The sequence below is a fragment of the Streptomyces cyanogenus genome (assembly GCF_017526105.1).
Taxonomy (GTDB): Bacteria; Actinomycetota; Actinomycetes; order Streptomycetales; family Streptomycetaceae; genus Streptomyces; species Streptomyces cyanogenus.
Genome location: NZ_CP071839.1, coordinates 3,323,000 through 3,338,543, shown reverse-complemented (window position 1 = coordinate 3,338,543; position 15,544 = coordinate 3,323,000). Strand labels below are relative to the sequence as shown.

14 protein-coding genes are annotated in these 15,544 nt (G+C 74.6%); 5 read left to right on the top strand and 9 right to left on the bottom strand.

Features of this window, described 5'->3' with window-relative positions:
- Position 1 precedes the first annotated feature (1 nt).
- Positions 2-1,312: a glycoside hydrolase family 26 protein gene (locus S1361_RS14930; protein WP_208032338.1), complete on the top strand. Its 1,311-nt coding sequence runs from the start codon at positions 2-4 to the stop codon at positions 1,310-1,312.
- Here the strand turns inward: S1361_RS14930 and S1361_RS14925 are convergent.
- The 9 genes from S1361_RS14925 to S1361_RS14885 all read right to left on the bottom strand — a co-directional run bounded on the left by S1361_RS14925 (position 1,309) and on the right by S1361_RS14885 (position 12,478).
- A complete protein-coding gene (locus S1361_RS14925) occupies positions 1,309-2,433 on the bottom strand; it encodes a GNAT family N-acetyltransferase (RefSeq protein WP_208032337.1) in 1,125 nt (374 codons plus the stop codon). The two genes, S1361_RS14930 and S1361_RS14925, sit on opposite strands and share 4 nt — an antisense overlap.
- Positions 2,430-3,086 (bottom strand): YveK family protein, encoded by a 657-nt coding sequence (locus tag S1361_RS14920; protein ID WP_208032336.1) that lies wholly within the window; start codon positions 3,084-3,086, stop codon positions 2,430-2,432. The genes S1361_RS14925 and S1361_RS14920 overlap by 4 nt, the downstream gene beginning before the upstream one ends.
- Positions 3,083-4,231 carry a glycosyltransferase gene (locus S1361_RS14915; protein WP_208032335.1) on the bottom strand — a complete coding sequence of 383 codons (1,149 nt, stop codon included), beginning with the start codon at positions 4,229-4,231 and terminating at the stop codon, positions 3,083-3,085. Before S1361_RS14915 ends, S1361_RS14920 begins: the two co-directional genes overlap by 4 nt.
- The gene (locus S1361_RS14910; protein ID WP_208032334.1) at positions 4,228-4,998 is read right to left on the bottom strand and encodes a polysaccharide deacetylase family protein; all 771 of its coding nucleotides are present in this window, start codon (positions 4,996-4,998) and stop codon (positions 4,228-4,230) included. The genes S1361_RS14915 and S1361_RS14910 overlap by 4 nt, the downstream gene beginning before the upstream one ends.
- Complete coding sequence (gene murJ, locus S1361_RS14905; RefSeq protein WP_425086606.1) at positions 4,982-6,571, bottom strand: murein biosynthesis integral membrane protein MurJ; 1,590 nt, start codon at positions 6,569-6,571, stop codon at positions 4,982-4,984. Before murJ ends, S1361_RS14910 begins: the two co-directional genes overlap by 17 nt.
- Positions 6,572-7,292: 721 nt before the next feature.
- A complete protein-coding gene (locus tag S1361_RS14900) occupies positions 7,293-8,654 on the bottom strand; it encodes an O-antigen ligase family protein (protein ID WP_208032333.1) in 1,362 nt (453 codons plus the stop codon).
- 3 nt (positions 8,655-8,657) lie between these two features.
- Positions 8,658-10,076 carry a sugar transferase gene (locus S1361_RS14895; RefSeq protein WP_208032332.1) on the bottom strand — a complete coding sequence of 473 codons (1,419 nt, stop codon included), beginning with the start codon at positions 10,074-10,076 and terminating at the stop codon, positions 8,658-8,660.
- The gene (locus tag S1361_RS14890) at positions 10,073-11,344 is read right to left on the bottom strand and encodes a glycosyltransferase (RefSeq protein WP_208032331.1); all 1,272 of its coding nucleotides are present in this window, start codon (positions 11,342-11,344) and stop codon (positions 10,073-10,075) included. The genes S1361_RS14895 and S1361_RS14890 overlap by 4 nt, the downstream gene beginning before the upstream one ends.
- 54 nt (positions 11,345-11,398) lie before the next feature.
- Complete coding sequence (locus S1361_RS14885; protein WP_208032330.1) at positions 11,399-12,478, bottom strand: DUF3344 domain-containing protein; 1,080 nt, start codon at positions 12,476-12,478, stop codon at positions 11,399-11,401.
- A gap of 232 nt (positions 12,479-12,710) precedes the next feature.
- Here S1361_RS14885 and S1361_RS14880 point away from each other — a divergent pair, with 232 nt between their 5' ends.
- From S1361_RS14880 to S1361_RS14865, 4 genes are all read left to right on the top strand, one after another.
- Positions 12,711-13,436 carry a hypothetical protein gene (locus tag S1361_RS14880; RefSeq protein WP_208032329.1) on the top strand — a complete coding sequence of 242 codons (726 nt, stop codon included), beginning with the start codon at positions 12,711-12,713 and terminating at the stop codon, positions 13,434-13,436.
- A 114-nt stretch (positions 13,437-13,550) separates the two neighbouring features.
- Positions 13,551-13,841: a hypothetical protein gene (locus tag S1361_RS14875; protein WP_208032328.1), complete on the top strand. Its 291-nt coding sequence runs from the start codon at positions 13,551-13,553 to the stop codon at positions 13,839-13,841.
- 308 nt (positions 13,842-14,149) lie between these two features.
- Positions 14,150-14,644: a tyrosinase family oxidase copper chaperone gene (locus S1361_RS14870; protein WP_208036602.1), complete on the top strand. Its 495-nt coding sequence runs from the start codon at positions 14,150-14,152 to the stop codon at positions 14,642-14,644.
- A complete protein-coding gene (locus tag S1361_RS14865) occupies positions 14,628-15,494 on the top strand; it encodes a tyrosinase family protein (RefSeq protein ID WP_208032327.1) in 867 nt (288 codons plus the stop codon). Before S1361_RS14870 ends, S1361_RS14865 begins: the two co-directional genes overlap by 17 nt.
- Positions 15,495-15,544: the final 50 nt, after the last annotated feature.

Sequence of the window (15,544 nt, the reverse complement as noted above, 5' to 3'; positions counted from 1 at the left end):
CATGGCTCCAGAGCAGCGGCGGAACCACTCCCGGCGGCTGACCGTGGTGGTGGTGGCGGCGGCCGTCGCGGCGATCACCCTGGCGGCCGGTCCCGGAACCGCGGCAGGGGCGGGGCGGGCCGCCGACCCTCCCGCTCCCGCACCGACCGCACCGGCACCCACCACGCTGGTACCGACCACGCTGGTACCGACCGCGCCGGCACCGACCACGTTGGTACCGACCGCCCCCGCACCGACCCCGGCGGCACCGACCGCACCGGCGGCGCCGGCACCGTCGGTCACCGCGGGGCACACCGGGGCCGACACCCCGGCCTTCGGTGCCTTCCTCGGCTCCGGCTCCCGCGGGGTGGCCCGCATCGCCGAGCTGAGCCAGTGGCTCGGTGGGACCGAGCTGAAGGTCGCCCACACCTACCTGCCCGGCAACAGCTGGCGGGACATCGAAGGCCCGCCCGGATTCCTGGACCCGTGGGCGCAGTGGCGGCGCGAGAAGGCCGACCGGATGCTCGTCCTCAACGTGCCCATGCAGGAACACAACGAGGACCACCTGGCCGACGCCGAGGTGCGCCGGCTGCTGCAGTTCGGCGCGTTGGGCGTGTTCGACCACCACTTCCGGGTCCTGGCCGAGCGGCTGGTGAGGCTGCAGGTCCCGGACACGGTGATCGTGCTCGGCTGGGAGATGAACGGCACCACCTACACCCATCGCTGCGGTCCGGACCCGAAGGCCTGGAAGGCGTACTGGAAAAGGATCGTCACCACCATGCGTTCGGTGCCCGGCCAGAAATTCCGGTTCGACTTCGCGCCGAGCCGGGGCTGGGACGCCGTTCCCTGGACCGAGTGTTATCCGGGGGACGACACGGTCGACATCGTCGGCATGGATTCCTACGACCAGCCGGCAGGTATGACCTTCGACCAGCAGGTGAAGGAACCTTACGGCTTGCAGTACCACGTGGATTTCGCGAAATCCCACGGCAAGCCCATTTCCTATCCCGAATGGGGGCTCTTCCGTAACGGTGACAACGCCGCGTACATGCGGGGTATGCTCGGCTGGATCAGCGAGCACAAACCGCTGTACAACACGCTGACCGACTACTGCCCGCACGGCGTGTGGCAGTGCCCGGACAACCCCAAGTCGTCGGCGCTCTACCGGACGGTCCTGTACGGCCTCGGCCCGGCCCCGACGAACACGGTGGTCGCCACGCCCACCCGGAGGCTCCCGGCCGGGTGCCTGCCGCTGAACCTGGGCGACTGGGTCCAGCACTGGATCGGCCGAGGGATCTGCGTCCGCCTCGACTGGCGGCAGCGCATCCGCTAGCCCTGACGGCGGTCCCTCCATCGGTCCAGCACCTCCTTGCCGCGCCGCCGGGCCGCCGCGTCGCACAGCGCGGCCGTCAACAGCGGGGCGGTGCGCCGCCTGGCCAGCAACAGCCGCTGGTTGGCGACCCGCTCGGGACGCCAGTGGTGCTTGTACGGCTCATCGCCGCGCAGCAGGCTCAGCGTGCCTCGCCCGCCGGTGCAGGCGTGCGCGGCGTTCTCGGCGCACGCCTGCAGCAGCATCACCGCCACGTCCGCCTTGCGCTCACGCAGCCGCGGATGGGCGCCGTAGAGATAGCAGCCGACCAGGTTGCGTGACAGCAGCGTCAGGTCGACGGCCACCACCTCGCCGTCGATCCGGAACTCGGTGACGACCGCGTGCCCCGAGCGCACCATCGGACGCACCGCGCGCACCAGGTGCTCCTGGAACCGCGGACGGACGTGCTCGGCCGTCACCTTCCGCCCCTGCCACTGCAGCCGGTGCAGCTCCAGCAGCCGGCCGAGTGCCGCGTCCACTTCCTCCGGCCCGACCGTCCGCCGCCGCACACCCAGCGCGTCCAGCTTGCGCAGCTTGGCCCGCACCCGCTGGGCCTTGGGCGACGGCAGCCGGGCCACCAGTCCGTCCATCGTCACGGCGGGCAGCTCCAGGCCCAGGGAGTCGGGGACCGCGTGGCGCGGCCCGCGCCAGCGGTCGTAGACCCGCTCGACCGCACCGCCCGGCCGCACCTCGCGGAAGTCGATCAGCGTGGTGCGTGCCGCGTCCGCCAGCCCGCAGGTGAGCGCGCCGGCCGCGCGCTCGTCGTCGGCGTCGTCCAGCAGTACGTCGGCGTAGTCGGAGATCGCCCCGCCGAGCGGGACCAGCGTGGGCAGCGGCCGGCGGACCAGCATCAGCGGTGCCACGGCCACCAGTTCACCGCCGGCCCGGACCAGCACCAGGCGGAGCCGCCCGGGCCGTCCGTACGACAGCCACCAGGAGTGCAGCCAGGCATGGCTCTGGAACGGGGTCGCGGCGGCGCACCGCTCGTACAGGCGCTCCCAGGCCGGGCCCAGTGCGGCGAAGGCGTCCTCGTCGCTGACGAGTTCGGCGGTGTAGGCCCGGTGCGCCGTGTACGTCGCCGTCACCGCTGGCCGTGCGCTTCGGCGGCGACGGCTGGGCCGGGCACCGAGGGCGCGGGTGCGGTGTCCTCCTCCGGCCGGCGCCTGGGCCGTACCAGCAGGGCGAGGCCGCCGAGCAACCCGCCCGCGCTCGCGCCGACCAGTCCGGTCACCTTCGCGGAGGGTGAGGACGGCGCGGTCGGCTTCACCGCCCGGGAGAACGTCAGGAGTTCGACGTGCGTGCCGGCCTTGGACTGGTTGGCCTGCCGGGTGAGCGCGCGGGCGACCGCGTTGGCCATGGCGACGGCCCGCTTCGGGCGGGCGGAAACGGCCGAGATCGCGATCATCGGGGCGTCCGGCGACGTCACGGTGCGCACGTTGTTGCGCAGCGTGCGTGCCGACACCCCCGCCGACTTCTGCGCGTCGTCGAGCACCGCGAGCTGGGTGGCGACCCGGCCGTAGGCCTGCGCGAAGCCCATCGCGGAGGCCGGGTCGGACTTCTCGGTCGGCACGGCGACGACGTAGCTGGTCGCCGTGTACGTCGGTGTCTTCAGCACCCCGTACGCGCCGCCGAGCAGCCCGCCCGCGAGGACGCCGGCCGTCGCCAGCGACCAGGGCAAGAGCGCCCGGGCCCGGGAGACGGGGGAGGTGCGATGCTGCCGGGGGTGGTTCTCGGTCATGACGGACTGACTCCCTGTCGGGTCGGGACTTGGGGGCCCAGCACCGCGGCGTAGACGTCCATGAGCCGCTCGGCGCTGTGGGTGATGCTGTAGTGGCCGGCCGCCGCGCAGGCGGTGCGGGGGCCGGGGCCGGTCCTGCGGACCTCGGCGAGCGCGCGGGCGTAGGCACCGGCGTCGCACGGGACGCGCAGCGCGTCCGGGGCGGCCTCGGGCGGCAGGTCCTGCACGGCGGGGCAGGAGGCGTACCGGACCGGCAGCCCCGCCGCGAGCGCCTCCACGACCGCCAGGCCGAACGACTCCTCGGGGGACGGCGCGGCGAGCACGTCCATCGCCGCGGCCAGCGCGGGCAGGTCGGGGCCGGGCGAACCGTCGGGCACGCACGGCCGCTCACCGGTGAACAGCACCCGGTCGGCGACCCCGGCCTGCCGCGCGATGCGGCGCAAGGCGCCCTCCTCGGAGCCCCCGCCGACCAGCAGCAGCCGGCAGTCTCCGGGGAGCCGGGCGAGGGCGTGGACCAGGACGTCGAAGCGCTTGCCGGGAGCGAGCCGGCCGACGCCGCCGATGACGAACGCGTCGCCGGGCAGCCCGAGGCGGGCCCGGGTGCGCAGCCGGGTGGCCGCGTCGAACCGGAACCGCGCCAGGTCGATGCCGTTGGGCACGACCGTGATACGCGGCGCGGGCACGCCCCAGCGGACGAGCCGGTCGGCGACCGTCCGGGAGACGGCCACCGTGGCCCGGCCCAGCCGCTCGCCCATGAGGTACAACCCGCGCACGCCCGCGGTGAGCGGCCGGCCCTCCAACTGCGTGTCGCCGAGGGAGTGCTCGGTCGCGACGACCGCGCGGACCCCGGCCATGCGGGCGGCGATCCGCCCGTACAGGCAGGCGCGGTACAGGTGGGTGTGGACCAGGTCGTAGCGGCCCCGCCGGATGATCCGGGCCAGCCGCGGCAGCGCGGACAGGTCGCGGTTGCCGGTCATGCCGAGGTGCACCACCCGCACCCCGTCCGCCCGCAGCCCGTCGGCGACCGGGCCGGGGCTGGTCAGCGTCACCACGTCGCACCGGTCCGGCAGGTGCCGCAGCAGGAGCCGCAGTTGCTGCTCGGCACCACCGACCCCGAGGCCCGTGATGACGTGCAGTGCCCTCACCGCAGCCCCTCGACGGGACGGCGGCGCAGCCGGTGCAGCCGGTGCTTCAGATACAGCCGTACGGCCACGTCGTTCTGCCCGACGTACACACGCGGCAGGGCGTGCGGCCCGTACAGTCCACCGGGGTCGATGGCGCAGGCATAGCCGTATCCGGCCTCCCGGACGGCGTCCACGGCCCGCTGGTCGGCCCTGCCGTACGGGTAGCAGAAGCCGGCCACCGGCCTGCCGGTCAGCTCTTCCAGCAGGGCGCGGCTCTCGGCGGTCTCGGTCTTCAGCACGAGGTCGTCGGCCCGGGTCAGGTCGACGTGGGTGAGGCCGTGGGAGCCGATCTCCACGCCCGCCTCGGCGGCACGCCGGATGCCGTCGGCGGTCAGCAGCGGCTTGCGCGGGCCCAGCGGATCCCAGGCGTTGACGCCGCCGAGCCGGCCGGGCAGCACGAACAGGGTGGCGGTGCACTGCCAACGCGCCAGCACCGGCAGGGCGTTGTCCAGGAAGTCGGCGTACCCGTCGTCGAAGGTGAGACCGACCAGGCCGTGCCCCGCTCCGCGCGCCCGCGCGGCGAGCAGCTCGGTCACCGACACGCCCCTGAGTCTGCGTCCACGCAGCCAGCGCAGCTGCCGGTCCAGCCGGGCGGGGCTGACCGTGACGCGGTACGGATCGTCGGAGCAGTCGCCGACGGAGTGGTACATGGCGATCCACGGGACCGGGCCGGATCCGAGGACGGCCGTGGCGCCGGTGCGGGTCTGGGACTCAACGCAAGAGGACATGGGCGAGCCTTCGGGCGAGGGTGCGGACGGGACGGAAAGCGGGCGCGAAGCCCTGGACACCCAGGGCCGTGCCGAGTACGAGGAAGACGACGGTCACGGTGGCGCCCCCGGCGGCGAGCCCGCCGAGCGGCGCCGCGGGCAGGCCCGCCGCCCAGGCGCCGGCCGGAGCGGCCACCAGCGCCGCCACCAGGGGCCGGCTCAGCTCCCGCAGCACGGGCCGGGTCCGGATGGGCACGCCGCGGCGCCCCGTCCCGGCCAGCAGCAGGACGGCGGTGACGGTGATGCCGGCGGCGTTCGCGGCGGCGATCCCCGTGACCTGCCCGGCCCCCACCGTCCAGGCGCCGAGGCAGGCGGTCACCACGATGCCGACGGTCATCGCGCCGACCGGGTACCAGGTGGCGCGTCCCGCGGAGAAGTAGGAGCGGACCAGGACACCCGTCAGCGTCTGGGCGGGCAGCCCGAGCGCGTAGACCCGCATCACGTCGGCGGTCGCCGCGGTGTCCGCGGCGGTGAACGCGCCCCGCTGGAACAGCAGGGCGATCAGCTGCGGGGCGCAGGCCACGACCGCCGTGGCCCCGAACAGCACCAGGGGGACGGCCAGCGCCAGGTCCCGCTCCACCCGGTTCCGGGCCCGCTCGGTGTCGCCGTCGGCCAGCGCCCGCGCCACCATCGGGAAGGTGACGGTGCACAGCATCAGGGACAGCGTCATCGGGATCTGCGCGACCTTCTGCGCGTAGTTCAGGTGCGAGATCGCCCCGGCGGGCAGTCCCGAGGCGAGGAACCGCTCGATCAGCACCTGCGACTGCCGGCACAGCGCGAACAGCAGCACGGTGACCATCAGCGGCACGTGCATCGGCTGCTCCCCGGCGACCGCCGCCGGGGCGGCGCCCGGACCGCGGCGGCCACGCAACTGCCCGAGCAGCGACGGCAGCTGGACGAGCACCATCAGACAGCCGCCGGCCGCGACACCGAACGCGGCCGACCGCACGCCCCAGCGGCCACCGAGGACGTACATCGCCGTGATGATGCCGGCGTTGTACGCGACGTAGATCGCGGCCGGGGCCAGGAACCGGCGGTGGGCCCGCAGGGCCGCGCTGCAGTACCCGGTGAGGCCGAAGCTCAGCACGCAGGTCGCGGTGAGCCGGGTGCAGTCCACGGCGAGGGCGGGGTCGGGCAGGCCCGGCGCGAGAGCCGCGACGAACCACGGCGCGGTCAGCGCGAGAGTGGCGCCGACCGCCGTGAATGCCAGCGCCAGTCTGGGCAGCGTCCCGGCGACCAGCGAGCGGACCGGGTCCCCGGGGACTCCCTGGGCGCGGCGGGCCAACGCCATGCTGAACGCCGGGACCAGCGCGAAGGCCAGTCCGTCCTCGATGAGCAGCGTGGCCGCGAACTCCGGTACGGTCCAGGCGACCAGAAAGGCGTCGGTGTCCCGGCCGGCCCCGAACAGCCGCGCCAGCGACTGGTCCCGCACCAGCCCCAGCAGCGCCGCCGCGACGGAGAGGGAGGCGGTGACCAGCGTGGTCCTGGCGAGGAACCTGGTGGTGACCAGCGGCTCCTCGGCGACGAGGGGCACCGCGCGGGTGCTCTCGCCCGGGGCGGGGAGCGGGGCCGGAGTGAGCGGCGAGGGCAAGGTGTCGGGGCCGATCGGGGTGAGGCGTGCGGACGGGGTGTCGGGGCCGGCCGGAACGGGCGGCGCCGGTGAGGCGTGGGGATTGTTCGAAGTGGGCGGCGCCGGTGGGGCCTGGGGGTTGCTCGGAGCGGGCGGTACCGGCGAGGCATGGGGGTTGCTCGGAGCGGGTGACACCGCTGTGGCCTGGGGGTTGCTCGAAGTGGGCGGCACCGCCGAGGCATCGGGACCGACCGGAGCGGTAGGCGCCGCCGAGGCGCATGACCGGGCGGGAGCGGCCGGTACGGCCGAGCGGGCCTCCGGCAGTCCGGCCCCGCCGGGACCCGTCGCCTCTCCCGGCGTCGGAGCGGCCGTCGTCGCCTGCGCCGCACCGGCTTCCGGTCCCGGTCCCTCGCCGGTCCTGGGACTCGTCATCGCACCGGCCTCCGGCTCCGCAGCCGGCTGACGACCGGTCCCGGCGCCGGCACGCGGAGCACCGGCCTCCGGCCCCGCAGCCGGCTGGCGACCGGTCCCGGCGCCGGCACGCGGACCGGTCCCGGCCCGGGTCGGCGTACGGCACCGCGGATCGGCGCAAGGACCCGGCCCCGAGCCGTCGGACGGACCGGGCCGCACGGGGCCGGCCGGGCCGTGCGCCGTACCGGCGGACCGGCCGGGGTCGTCGTCACCGTCATCGCAGGGCGGCCTCCCCCGGCACCGTCGCCCGCTCGGACGCCACGGTGGCACTCCCGGCGGTGGCGGCCCCGGGGCCGCCCGCCAGTGACCACCAGGCGACCAGACCGAGGCACACGGCCGTCAGCACGGTGGACCGGCCGCCGATGTCGGCGTAGACGAAGTCCACGAGCTGCCAGACCAGCAGCCCGCAGCCGATCAGCGCGCACTCCAGGCCCCGCCCGCCGGCGGCGCGGACCTGCCGCAGCCCGCGCAGGCCGCACACCAGCAGGGCCAGCCAGCCGCCGACGAGGCCGAGCAACCCGGGCAGGCCCTGCTCGCCGAGCACCAGCAGGTACATGTTGTGCGGGGAGAGCAGCGGCTGGCGGCGGTAGGCGGCGCCCGCGCCCTCGGTGTCGCTGCCGGACGACAGCGCGAGGGAGGCGTGTCCGTCGCGGTACTCGGGGAAGCCCTTCAGCCCCACCCCGGTCAGCGGGTGCGCCTGCCACATGCCCGCGGCCGCCGCCCACATCGTGTACCGGTCGGTGACCGACTGGTCGGGTGCCTCGGTGACCCGGGCGATGCTGTCGATCCGTTCCTGCAGCATCGCCGTACCCACGCCGAACCCGCCCACCAGGACCACGCCGGCGGCCACCGTGGCCGCACCGATCCTGAGTGCCCGGCGCGGCCCGGCCAGCACCAGCTGGGTGGTGACGGTGAGGGCGGTGGCGATCCAGGCGCCACGGCTGAAGGACAGGGCGAGGGGCGGGACCAGGGCGAGCGCGCATCCGGCGGCGGCCGCGCGCGACTTGGGGGAGGAGCCGCCGAGGGCGAGACCCACGGCGCACACCAGCCCCAAGGACACCGCCGTCGCCATGCCCATCACGTCCGTCGGCCCGAAGGTGCCGACCGCGCGGATGTCCTCGCCCTGGTAGGACGCTCCGGTACGGGTGAGGTACTGGTGCACCCCGACCGCTCCCTGCCACAGCGCCAGGCCCAGGAACGACCAGGCCAGCAGCCGGAAGTCCCGCCGGTCCCGGATCAGCAGCAGGACCGCGGCCGGGACCAGGACGAAGATCTGCAGATAGCGGCCGAGGCCCGTGACCGCGGCGCCGGGGGAGACCGCGTTCATGGCGGCGAGTGCTAGACCGGCCACCGGCAGGCCGAGCACCACCGCGGCGGTGCGGGACAGCGGGCGGCGGCGCGTCCGCAGCAGGCGTACGGCGCACAGGCCGACGACCACCGCGGACAGCGCGTCGGCGGGGCCCGCGCCCCCCTCACCGCCGGGGCGGACCGGCAGCGCGAGCAGCGCGACCACGGCCACCACGGCCAGCACCGGGGACAACCGCGCGGCGCGGCGCAGCGGCGGGGCAGGGGCCATCGGTCAGCTCCCCGTCGGGCGCACGAGCGTGGCGGCGGTGCGCAGCAGGATGCAGACGTCCTGCCACAGCGACCAGTTGTCGATGTAGGCGTTGTCGAACCTGGCCCGGTCCTCGATGGAGGTGTCCCCGCGCAGCCCGTTGATCTGGGCGAGCCCGGTGATGCCGGTCTGCATGCGGTGCCGGGCCGCGTAACCGGGGTAGGTCTGGCTGAACTGGGTGACGAAGTAGGGCCGTTCGGGGCGCGGGCCGACCAGGCTCATGTCACCCCACAGGACGTTCCACAGCTGCGGCAGCTCGTCCAGCGAGGTCTGCCGCAGGAAACGGCAGAAGCGGCCCATCTGCCGCTCGCCGGCCACACTCCAGCGGGTGGCCGACTCGTGGTCGTCGACCGGGCGGTGGGTGCGGAACTTCAGCAGCGTGAAGGGGCGGCCGTCCTTGCCGATGCGCTCCTGGCGGAAGGCCACGCCGGGTCCGTCGGTGAGCCGGAGCACGACCGCGCACACCAGCAGTACCGGACTGACCAGTACCAGCAGCGCCCCGGACACCGTCACGTCCAGCAGCCGCTTGCCGGCGCTGCGCCGCCGCGAGCCAGGGTTCAGGCGCCGGACGGCGAATCCGGCGAGCCGGTCGCGCGTCTCGTACGCGGGGCAGTCCGCGTCCAGCTCCCACACCGTGCAGCCGGACTCCGCGAGCGCCCGCAGCAGCGGTCCCTTCTCGGTGCGCACGGCGGGGGCGACGCTGAGGACGACCCGCACCCCGTTCTGGATGAGCGCCCGCTCCACCTCCTCGTCGGTGGTGAGCACGGGCAGGCCCGCGCTGCCGTCGGGGCGGTCGGCGACGACACCCACCGGCCGTACCCCGCAGCCCGGGTGCCGCAGCAGCGCCGCGGCCACCCGCTGCGCGGTCGCGGGGGGCCCGATCACCAGGGCCGTGCGCGGGTGCCGCAGCAGCGCGACCCGGCGCCGCCAGTGCACCGTGCCCCGGCCGGCACAGGCCGCCACCGCGTGCAGTGTCCAGCCGAGCAGCAGGGTGGGGGCGGCGAGGGAGCGCTCCGGGTCGTGGGCGGCCAGCAGGGTCGCCAGCCCCAGCCAGGTCACCGCGATCCGTCCGCACACGAGGGGCACTTCCTCGAGCACCCCCGGCACCGGTCGGGTGGAGTTCGGTCGCAGCAGCAGCGCGCCGGACACCAGGACGGCCACCAGCAGCGGGCCGCCGGAGGCCGGGACGAGCGCGACCGCGCCCACCAGTGCGGCGATCAGGTCGGCGGCGAGCAGGGGCAAGGGCGAGGCGAGCCGTTCCGGCGGGTGCCGCAGCGGAAACCGGAAGCCGCCGTCGGCGCGGGGCGGCAGGACCGAGACGGGTGTGCATCCGTTGTCCCATGGCTGCGCGCCGGGGGAGGGGACGGTGTTTTCCGCAATCACGAGTGGATGGGCTCCCTGCACTCGGAGGGCACGGGTGGTCGGTCGCCGAGGAGTTCGCGGTAGAGGACCGCGACCTGTTCGGCGGTGTGCCGCACGTCGTGTGCGGACAGGACGTGTCGGCGGCCCAGGTCGCCGAGCGTCGCGCGCAGCGGGGGGTCGGACAGCAGCCGGGCGATCGCGCCGGCCAGCGCCGCGGGGTCCTCCGGCGGGACCAGGCAGCGCGCGGCGAGGGCGGCGGGCAGGCTCTCGCGGGCGCCGTCGACATCGGTGAGGACCACGGGCCGCCCACAGCCGAGAGCCTCCAGCGGGGCGAGCGCCATGCCCTCCCAGCGCGAGGGGAGCACCACCAGATCGGCGGCCCGGTACCAGGGCACGGGGTCCGCGACCGCACCGGTGAACCGCACGGAAGGGTGGGCGCGTCGGCGCAGGGCATCGCGGTCGGGTCCGTCACCGACCAGCACCAGCCGCGCGTCCGGCACCGCCTCCAGCACGTCTGGCCAGGCCCGCAGCAGTACGTCCTGCCCCTTCTGCCGGCACAGGCGGCCGACGCAGACCACGACGGGAGGTGGTCCGGACTCGTCTTGGCTGCTCCCGCCCGCACGACCCGCGCGGCCTTCGTGGCCGGGAGCGAGTGGCTCTGGTGGGGCGATTCCGCCGCCGGCGGTCTGCGGCGCGTGCGCGGTGACCGGTGCCGAGCCGGGGGCCGCGCCGGTGGACGGAGCCGGTGCGAAGCGGTCCACGTCGATGCCGTTGGGGATGACGGTGTAGCGGGCGCGTACCCCGGCGCGCAGGCCGGACGTGCGCTCGGCCTCGCTGACGCACACGATCCGGTCGGCCCAGCGCGCCCCCCACCGCTCCCAGCGCAGCGCGACGGCGGCGGTCAGTCCTCCGACCGCCTCGAAGGACCAGGCGTGCGGCTGGAACACGGTGGGGACGCGGCCGCGGACGGCGAGCCGGCCCGCCAGGCCCGCCTTGGCGCTGTGGGCATGCACCAGATCGGGCCGTACCTCGCCGATCAGGTGTACGAGCCGCCGGACCTCGCCCGGCAGCCCCGGTCCCGGGGACCGGCGGGCCTGCCAGTCCCGCACGTCGGTGCCCAGGTCGCGCAGTTCCTCGGCCAGTTGGCCGCCGGGGCAGGCCGCCGTGACGTGCAGACCCGCCGCGAGCTGGGCTTGCACCAGGTCACGTACGACCCGGGCGACACCGCCGTCGACGGGTTGGGCCAGGTGCAGGACCCGTGGCCGAGAGCCGGGCGCTGGCTGGTGCATTCGCGGGATACCTCGCTCACGGGGGGCACTCGGGACTCCGGTGGGGAACGCGCCTCAGTTCCGGGCGTCCACGGCGGCGAAGAGCGCGCCGGCCCATGCCGCGTCCCGGTGGGAAACGAGCCGGAAGCCCAACTGGTCACCACCGCCGCGCAGGGACGAACCGAGATCGAACACATCCGAGTCGTAGCCGAGCGTGTTGGCGTAGGCCGGAACCCGCCGGGCCGGTACGTCACCCGGTTCGCTGATCGTGGAGTTCAGTACGTCGTCCGCGGGATCGGCCGCGTCGCCCAGTGCGACGGGCTTGCTCCGGTGCCCGGTGGAGAGCGTGAGCGAGTCGCCCACGATGCCCCGGTCGCCGTCGTAGGCGACCAGGCCGACGCGTCCGCCCGCCCCGGCCGGCACGCGTCTGCCGCTCAGCTGGACGTCCACCGGCGAGTCGAGCGAGTCGAAGCCGTCCCAGAGGGACAGGTCCCGCAGCGGTTCCGCGGCGTTCTCGTACGCCACCACCAGTGTCCAGCCGCCCCACGCCCCGGCGGCCGACCGCCCCATGGCGGTGTTGACCTGGGCCACGGTGTACAGGCCGGAACCGCTTTTGCGGACCAGCTCGGTGACGTCCGCCGAGGCCTGGAAGGCGTCCGCGCCCTGCGCCACCCGGTGCCCCACGACGGTGTCGGCGAGGAGTTCCTTGTACTCGCCGCCGGGCTCGGCGATCAGCACGCGCCCGTTGTCCTGCGGCGGTTTCTGCTCGCCGACGCGCAGGTTGCCGCCCCAGTACAGCCGCGCGTAGGTCACCCGGCCGCCCGCGGGGACACGGACCTCGGCGCGGGAGGAGTTGTAGGTGTTGGGGTCGCGGTCGACGTCGACGTAGAACATGTCGAAGTCGCCGTTCACCGCGGTCCGTCCGTCGCGAACCGCGGTGCAGGAGGGCGCTTCGGGGGCGCGGCAGCTGATGGTGGCGTTGGCCGCGCGGACGAAGCCGCCGTGCTGGACCGCGTGGTAGCGCCGTTCGAAGGCCAGACGCGGGGTCTCGGGGGAGGGCGGCGCGACCGGTCTGGCGACGGCCGTGGCGGGAAGGGCGGCGAGAGCGACGGCGCCCGCCGCCGTACGCAGCAGCGGACGCAGGAACTTGCGCATGACTGGCGGAGCCTTTCGCATGTGCGGGAGAGGACCGTAACTCTAGTGGATTTCCCGACTAATACGGAGAAACCGGACAAGTGTGTCGGTGTTGTGGAGGTGATCCTGCATCCGGGTGGACCGCTTCCGTGCTGTCTGGGTGGAGTACAGACCGTGTGTGAGCGGTTGCGGACCGTGATGGGCCGTCCGAGGGTGAGCTCAGGTCCTGCTGTCCACCGAAAGGAACACACCCATGCGTGTTCTCCCGACGCGTCGTCTGCCCTCCGCCGCCCTCTGCGCCGCGGTCCTGGTCGCCGTCACCGGCCCGGCGGCCCTCGCGGCCCACCACGTCCAGGAGTACGAGCACACCGCGTCCCGGCCTGCCGTCCCCGGAGCCGAGAACCTGCTGGCCCAGGCCGGATCCCTCGGCGCCGCCCACCCGGTCCTCCATCCGGTCGTCGAACTGCTCGACCAGGCACTGCACAAGGGCACGCTGCCCGCCGACCAGGCGAAGCGGCTCGGCGACGCGGCGAAGAAGGCCGTGGCCGAGGCGGTGGCGCACCCGGCCGCCCTGGCGGTGCCGGCGGCGCCCGCGCTGCCCGCGACTCCCGCGGCATCCGGCACCCCCACCGCGACCGCCACCTCCAGCGCGCTCGCCCACCCCTCCATGGAGCCCAGCTTCTCCATGCTCGTGCCCCCGCACCCCGAGGCGGCCGGCGACGACGGCAACCAGCTCGCGGTCCGCGACCTCTCCGGCGACCGGCAGGCCCTGGTTCAGGCGATCGGCAACCTGGTCAACGCCGTCGGCACCGACCCGGGTCAGGTGCTCCCCGCGGCCACCGGCGTGCTGACCGGCCTCGTCGGCCTGATCACCGGGATCCTCGGCGCCGCCCTGCCCACGGCGTCGGTGTCCGCCTCCGTGTCCGCCTCCGTCTCCGCCTCGGCATCCGTGTCCGCCCCGTCCCCGGCGACCGGGTGACGCCTCGGGATCTCATATGTCTTGTGGGGGCGGGGGTTTCCGGCCCGCCCGGACCTCGTTAGGCACGGCGTCGGACATCACCTGGTGACGTGAGTCACCGAAGAAAGGAACAAGATGAAGTCCCTCAAGGCCGCCGCCGTCGTCGCCGGTTCCCTGGCCCTCGCCGGCGTTGCCGCGCCCGCGTTCGCCGCCAGCGGCGCCGACCTGTCGCCCCAGAACGTCAGCGGCACGCTGGACAAGCTCACCGGCGGTCCCGTCACCACGCAGAAGGTGCTGCCGGTCCAGGGCCAGTCGGTCTCGCTCGACACCGAGAAGAAGGACTCCCCGCTCGGCACCGTCAAGGGAGCCGCCTCCTCCCTCACCCAGCGCGGTGGCCTGCTCGGTGGTCTCCCCGTGCACCACTGACGACTCCTTCCCCATGGGCCGGTACCGCATCCGCGGAACCGGCCCGTGGCGTGCCGGGGCGCCCCCCGATCGTGTGACGGGGACCGTTGTGGCTCTGTGGCTCTGTGGCCCTGCGCCTCTGTGGCCCGGCGGCTCTGTGGCCCTGTGGCCCGATGACCGTGTGGCCCCTGAGGCGGGCCGGGCGCGTGCGCACGCCGGCGCTCGCATACCGCGCGTCAGCGGACGACGACCCTTTCGGGGGGTGACCCCAGGCGCCGTCTCTCGGTTAACGGTACGGACAGGACGTGAACCCGGACGAGGAGCGCGCGATGGTCGTCGGTGCCGACGGGGTGGCGGTGGGTGCGGAGCGGCGGACCACGGCGGGTGCGGGCAGACCGTCGCGCAGAGAAGTGGCCCGGGGGCTGCTGGCCTGCGCCGCGGTCCTGGCACCGGCACCGGTCGTCACCGCCTCGCGCCCCGCGCTCCCGGCACGGCATCCCGACCGCGGTTGCTTCGAGGAGACCTACCGCGGCCGCCGCATCCAGGGCGTCGCGGTGCCGGACGCGGGCCACGAGACGACCGACTGCGACTGGCGGATCACCGTCGACGGCAGCCCGCTGCACCTGATGCGGCGGGCCGACGGCACCTGGCTGAGCATGGTCGACCACTACACGTCGTACCGGACGCCGCTGGAGGCCACCCGCGCGGCCGTCGACGAACTCGCCCCCGGCCTGCGGCTGCGCGGCCCGGTCCCGGGCTCGCCCGACGGGCAGCCGGCGGGCGGACACGCACACGGGGGAGGGCACCATGGTGTACGTGCGTAAGGACGTCAGCACGCTCACCGCGAGCGAGCGGCGACGGTTCGTCAACGCGCTTCTGGAACTCAAACGCCGCGGTGAGTACGACGAGTTCGTGCGCACCCACATGGACTACTACGCCCCCGACGGCGAGGCCGGTCTGCGCACCGCCCACATGGCGCCGTCCTTCCTGCCCTGGCACCGCAGGTTCCTGCTGGAGCTGGAGCGGGCGCTGCGCCGCGTGGACTCGTCCGTGACCGTGCCGTACTGGGACTGGACCCGGGACCGTAAGAAGACCTCCGTCCCCTGGACGAAGGACCTGCTCGGCGGCAACGGCCGAAGCTCCGACCGGCAGGTGATGACCGGACCGTTCGCCTACTCGGCGGGCCACTGGACCATCAAGGAGAACACCACCGACGCCAACTTCCTCACCCGGGACCTCGGCCGTTCCGCCGCCCCCATCGAGCTGCCCACCGCTGGGGACGTCAAGAAGGCGCTGGACGACCCCGTCTACGACGCGTCGCCCTGGGACTCGACCGTCACCAAGGGGTTCCGCAACAAGCTGGAAGGCTGGGGAACCGGCAGCGGCAGCGCCTCCTGGCGCAACCACAACCGGGTGCATCGCTGGGTGGGCGGTGCCATGCTCGGCAGCGCGTCCGTCAACGACCCGGTGTTCTGGCTGCACCACGCCTTCGTGGACCTGCTGTGGGACCGCTGGCAGCGTGCCCACCGCAACCACCGCTACCTGCCCGCCGACCCACCCGGTGCCACCGACAAGCAGCACCGGCGGGTCGTCGCCCGCCACGAGCGGCTCCCACCCTGGGACGAGACCCCGGACCAGCTGGAGAACCTGAGCCGCATCTACCGCTACGGATGAGACGGGCCCGAGGCGCCCCGCGGGATGCGCGGGCGCCGGGCGCCGGGCGA

Excerpts from the sequence above, each read along its gene's own strand:
- S1361_RS14910 (WP_208032334.1), bottom strand. The coding sequence starts at position 4,998 with ATGTCCTCTTGCGTTGAGTCCCAGACCCGCACCGGCGCCACGGCCGTC.
- S1361_RS14880 (WP_208032329.1), top strand. The coding sequence starts at position 12,711 with ATGCGTGTTCTCCCGACGCGTCGTCTGCCCTCCGCCGCCCTCTGCGCC.
- S1361_RS14930 (WP_208032338.1), top strand. The coding sequence starts at position 2 with ATGGCTCCAGAGCAGCGGCGGAACCACTCCCGGCGGCTGACCGTGGTG.
- S1361_RS14900 (WP_208032333.1), bottom strand. The coding sequence starts at position 8,654 with ATGGCCCCTGCCCCGCCGCTGCGCCGCGCCGCGCGGTTGTCCCCGGTG.
- S1361_RS14885 (WP_208032330.1), bottom strand. The coding sequence starts at position 12,478 with ATGCGCAAGTTCCTGCGTCCGCTGCTGCGTACGGCGGCGGGCGCCGTC.
- S1361_RS14920 (WP_208032336.1), bottom strand. The coding sequence starts at position 3,086 with ATGACCGAGAACCACCCCCGGCAGCATCGCACCTCCCCCGTCTCCCGG.
- S1361_RS14865 (WP_208032327.1), top strand. The coding sequence starts at position 14,628 with ATGGTGTACGTGCGTAAGGACGTCAGCACGCTCACCGCGAGCGAGCGG.
- S1361_RS14890 (WP_208032331.1), bottom strand. The coding sequence starts at position 11,344 with ATGCACCAGCCAGCGCCCGGCTCTCGGCCACGGGTCCTGCACCTGGCC.
- S1361_RS14875 (WP_208032328.1), top strand. The coding sequence starts at position 13,551 with ATGAAGTCCCTCAAGGCCGCCGCCGTCGTCGCCGGTTCCCTGGCCCTC.
- S1361_RS14870 (WP_208036602.1), top strand. The coding sequence starts at position 14,150 with ATGGTCGTCGGTGCCGACGGGGTGGCGGTGGGTGCGGAGCGGCGGACC.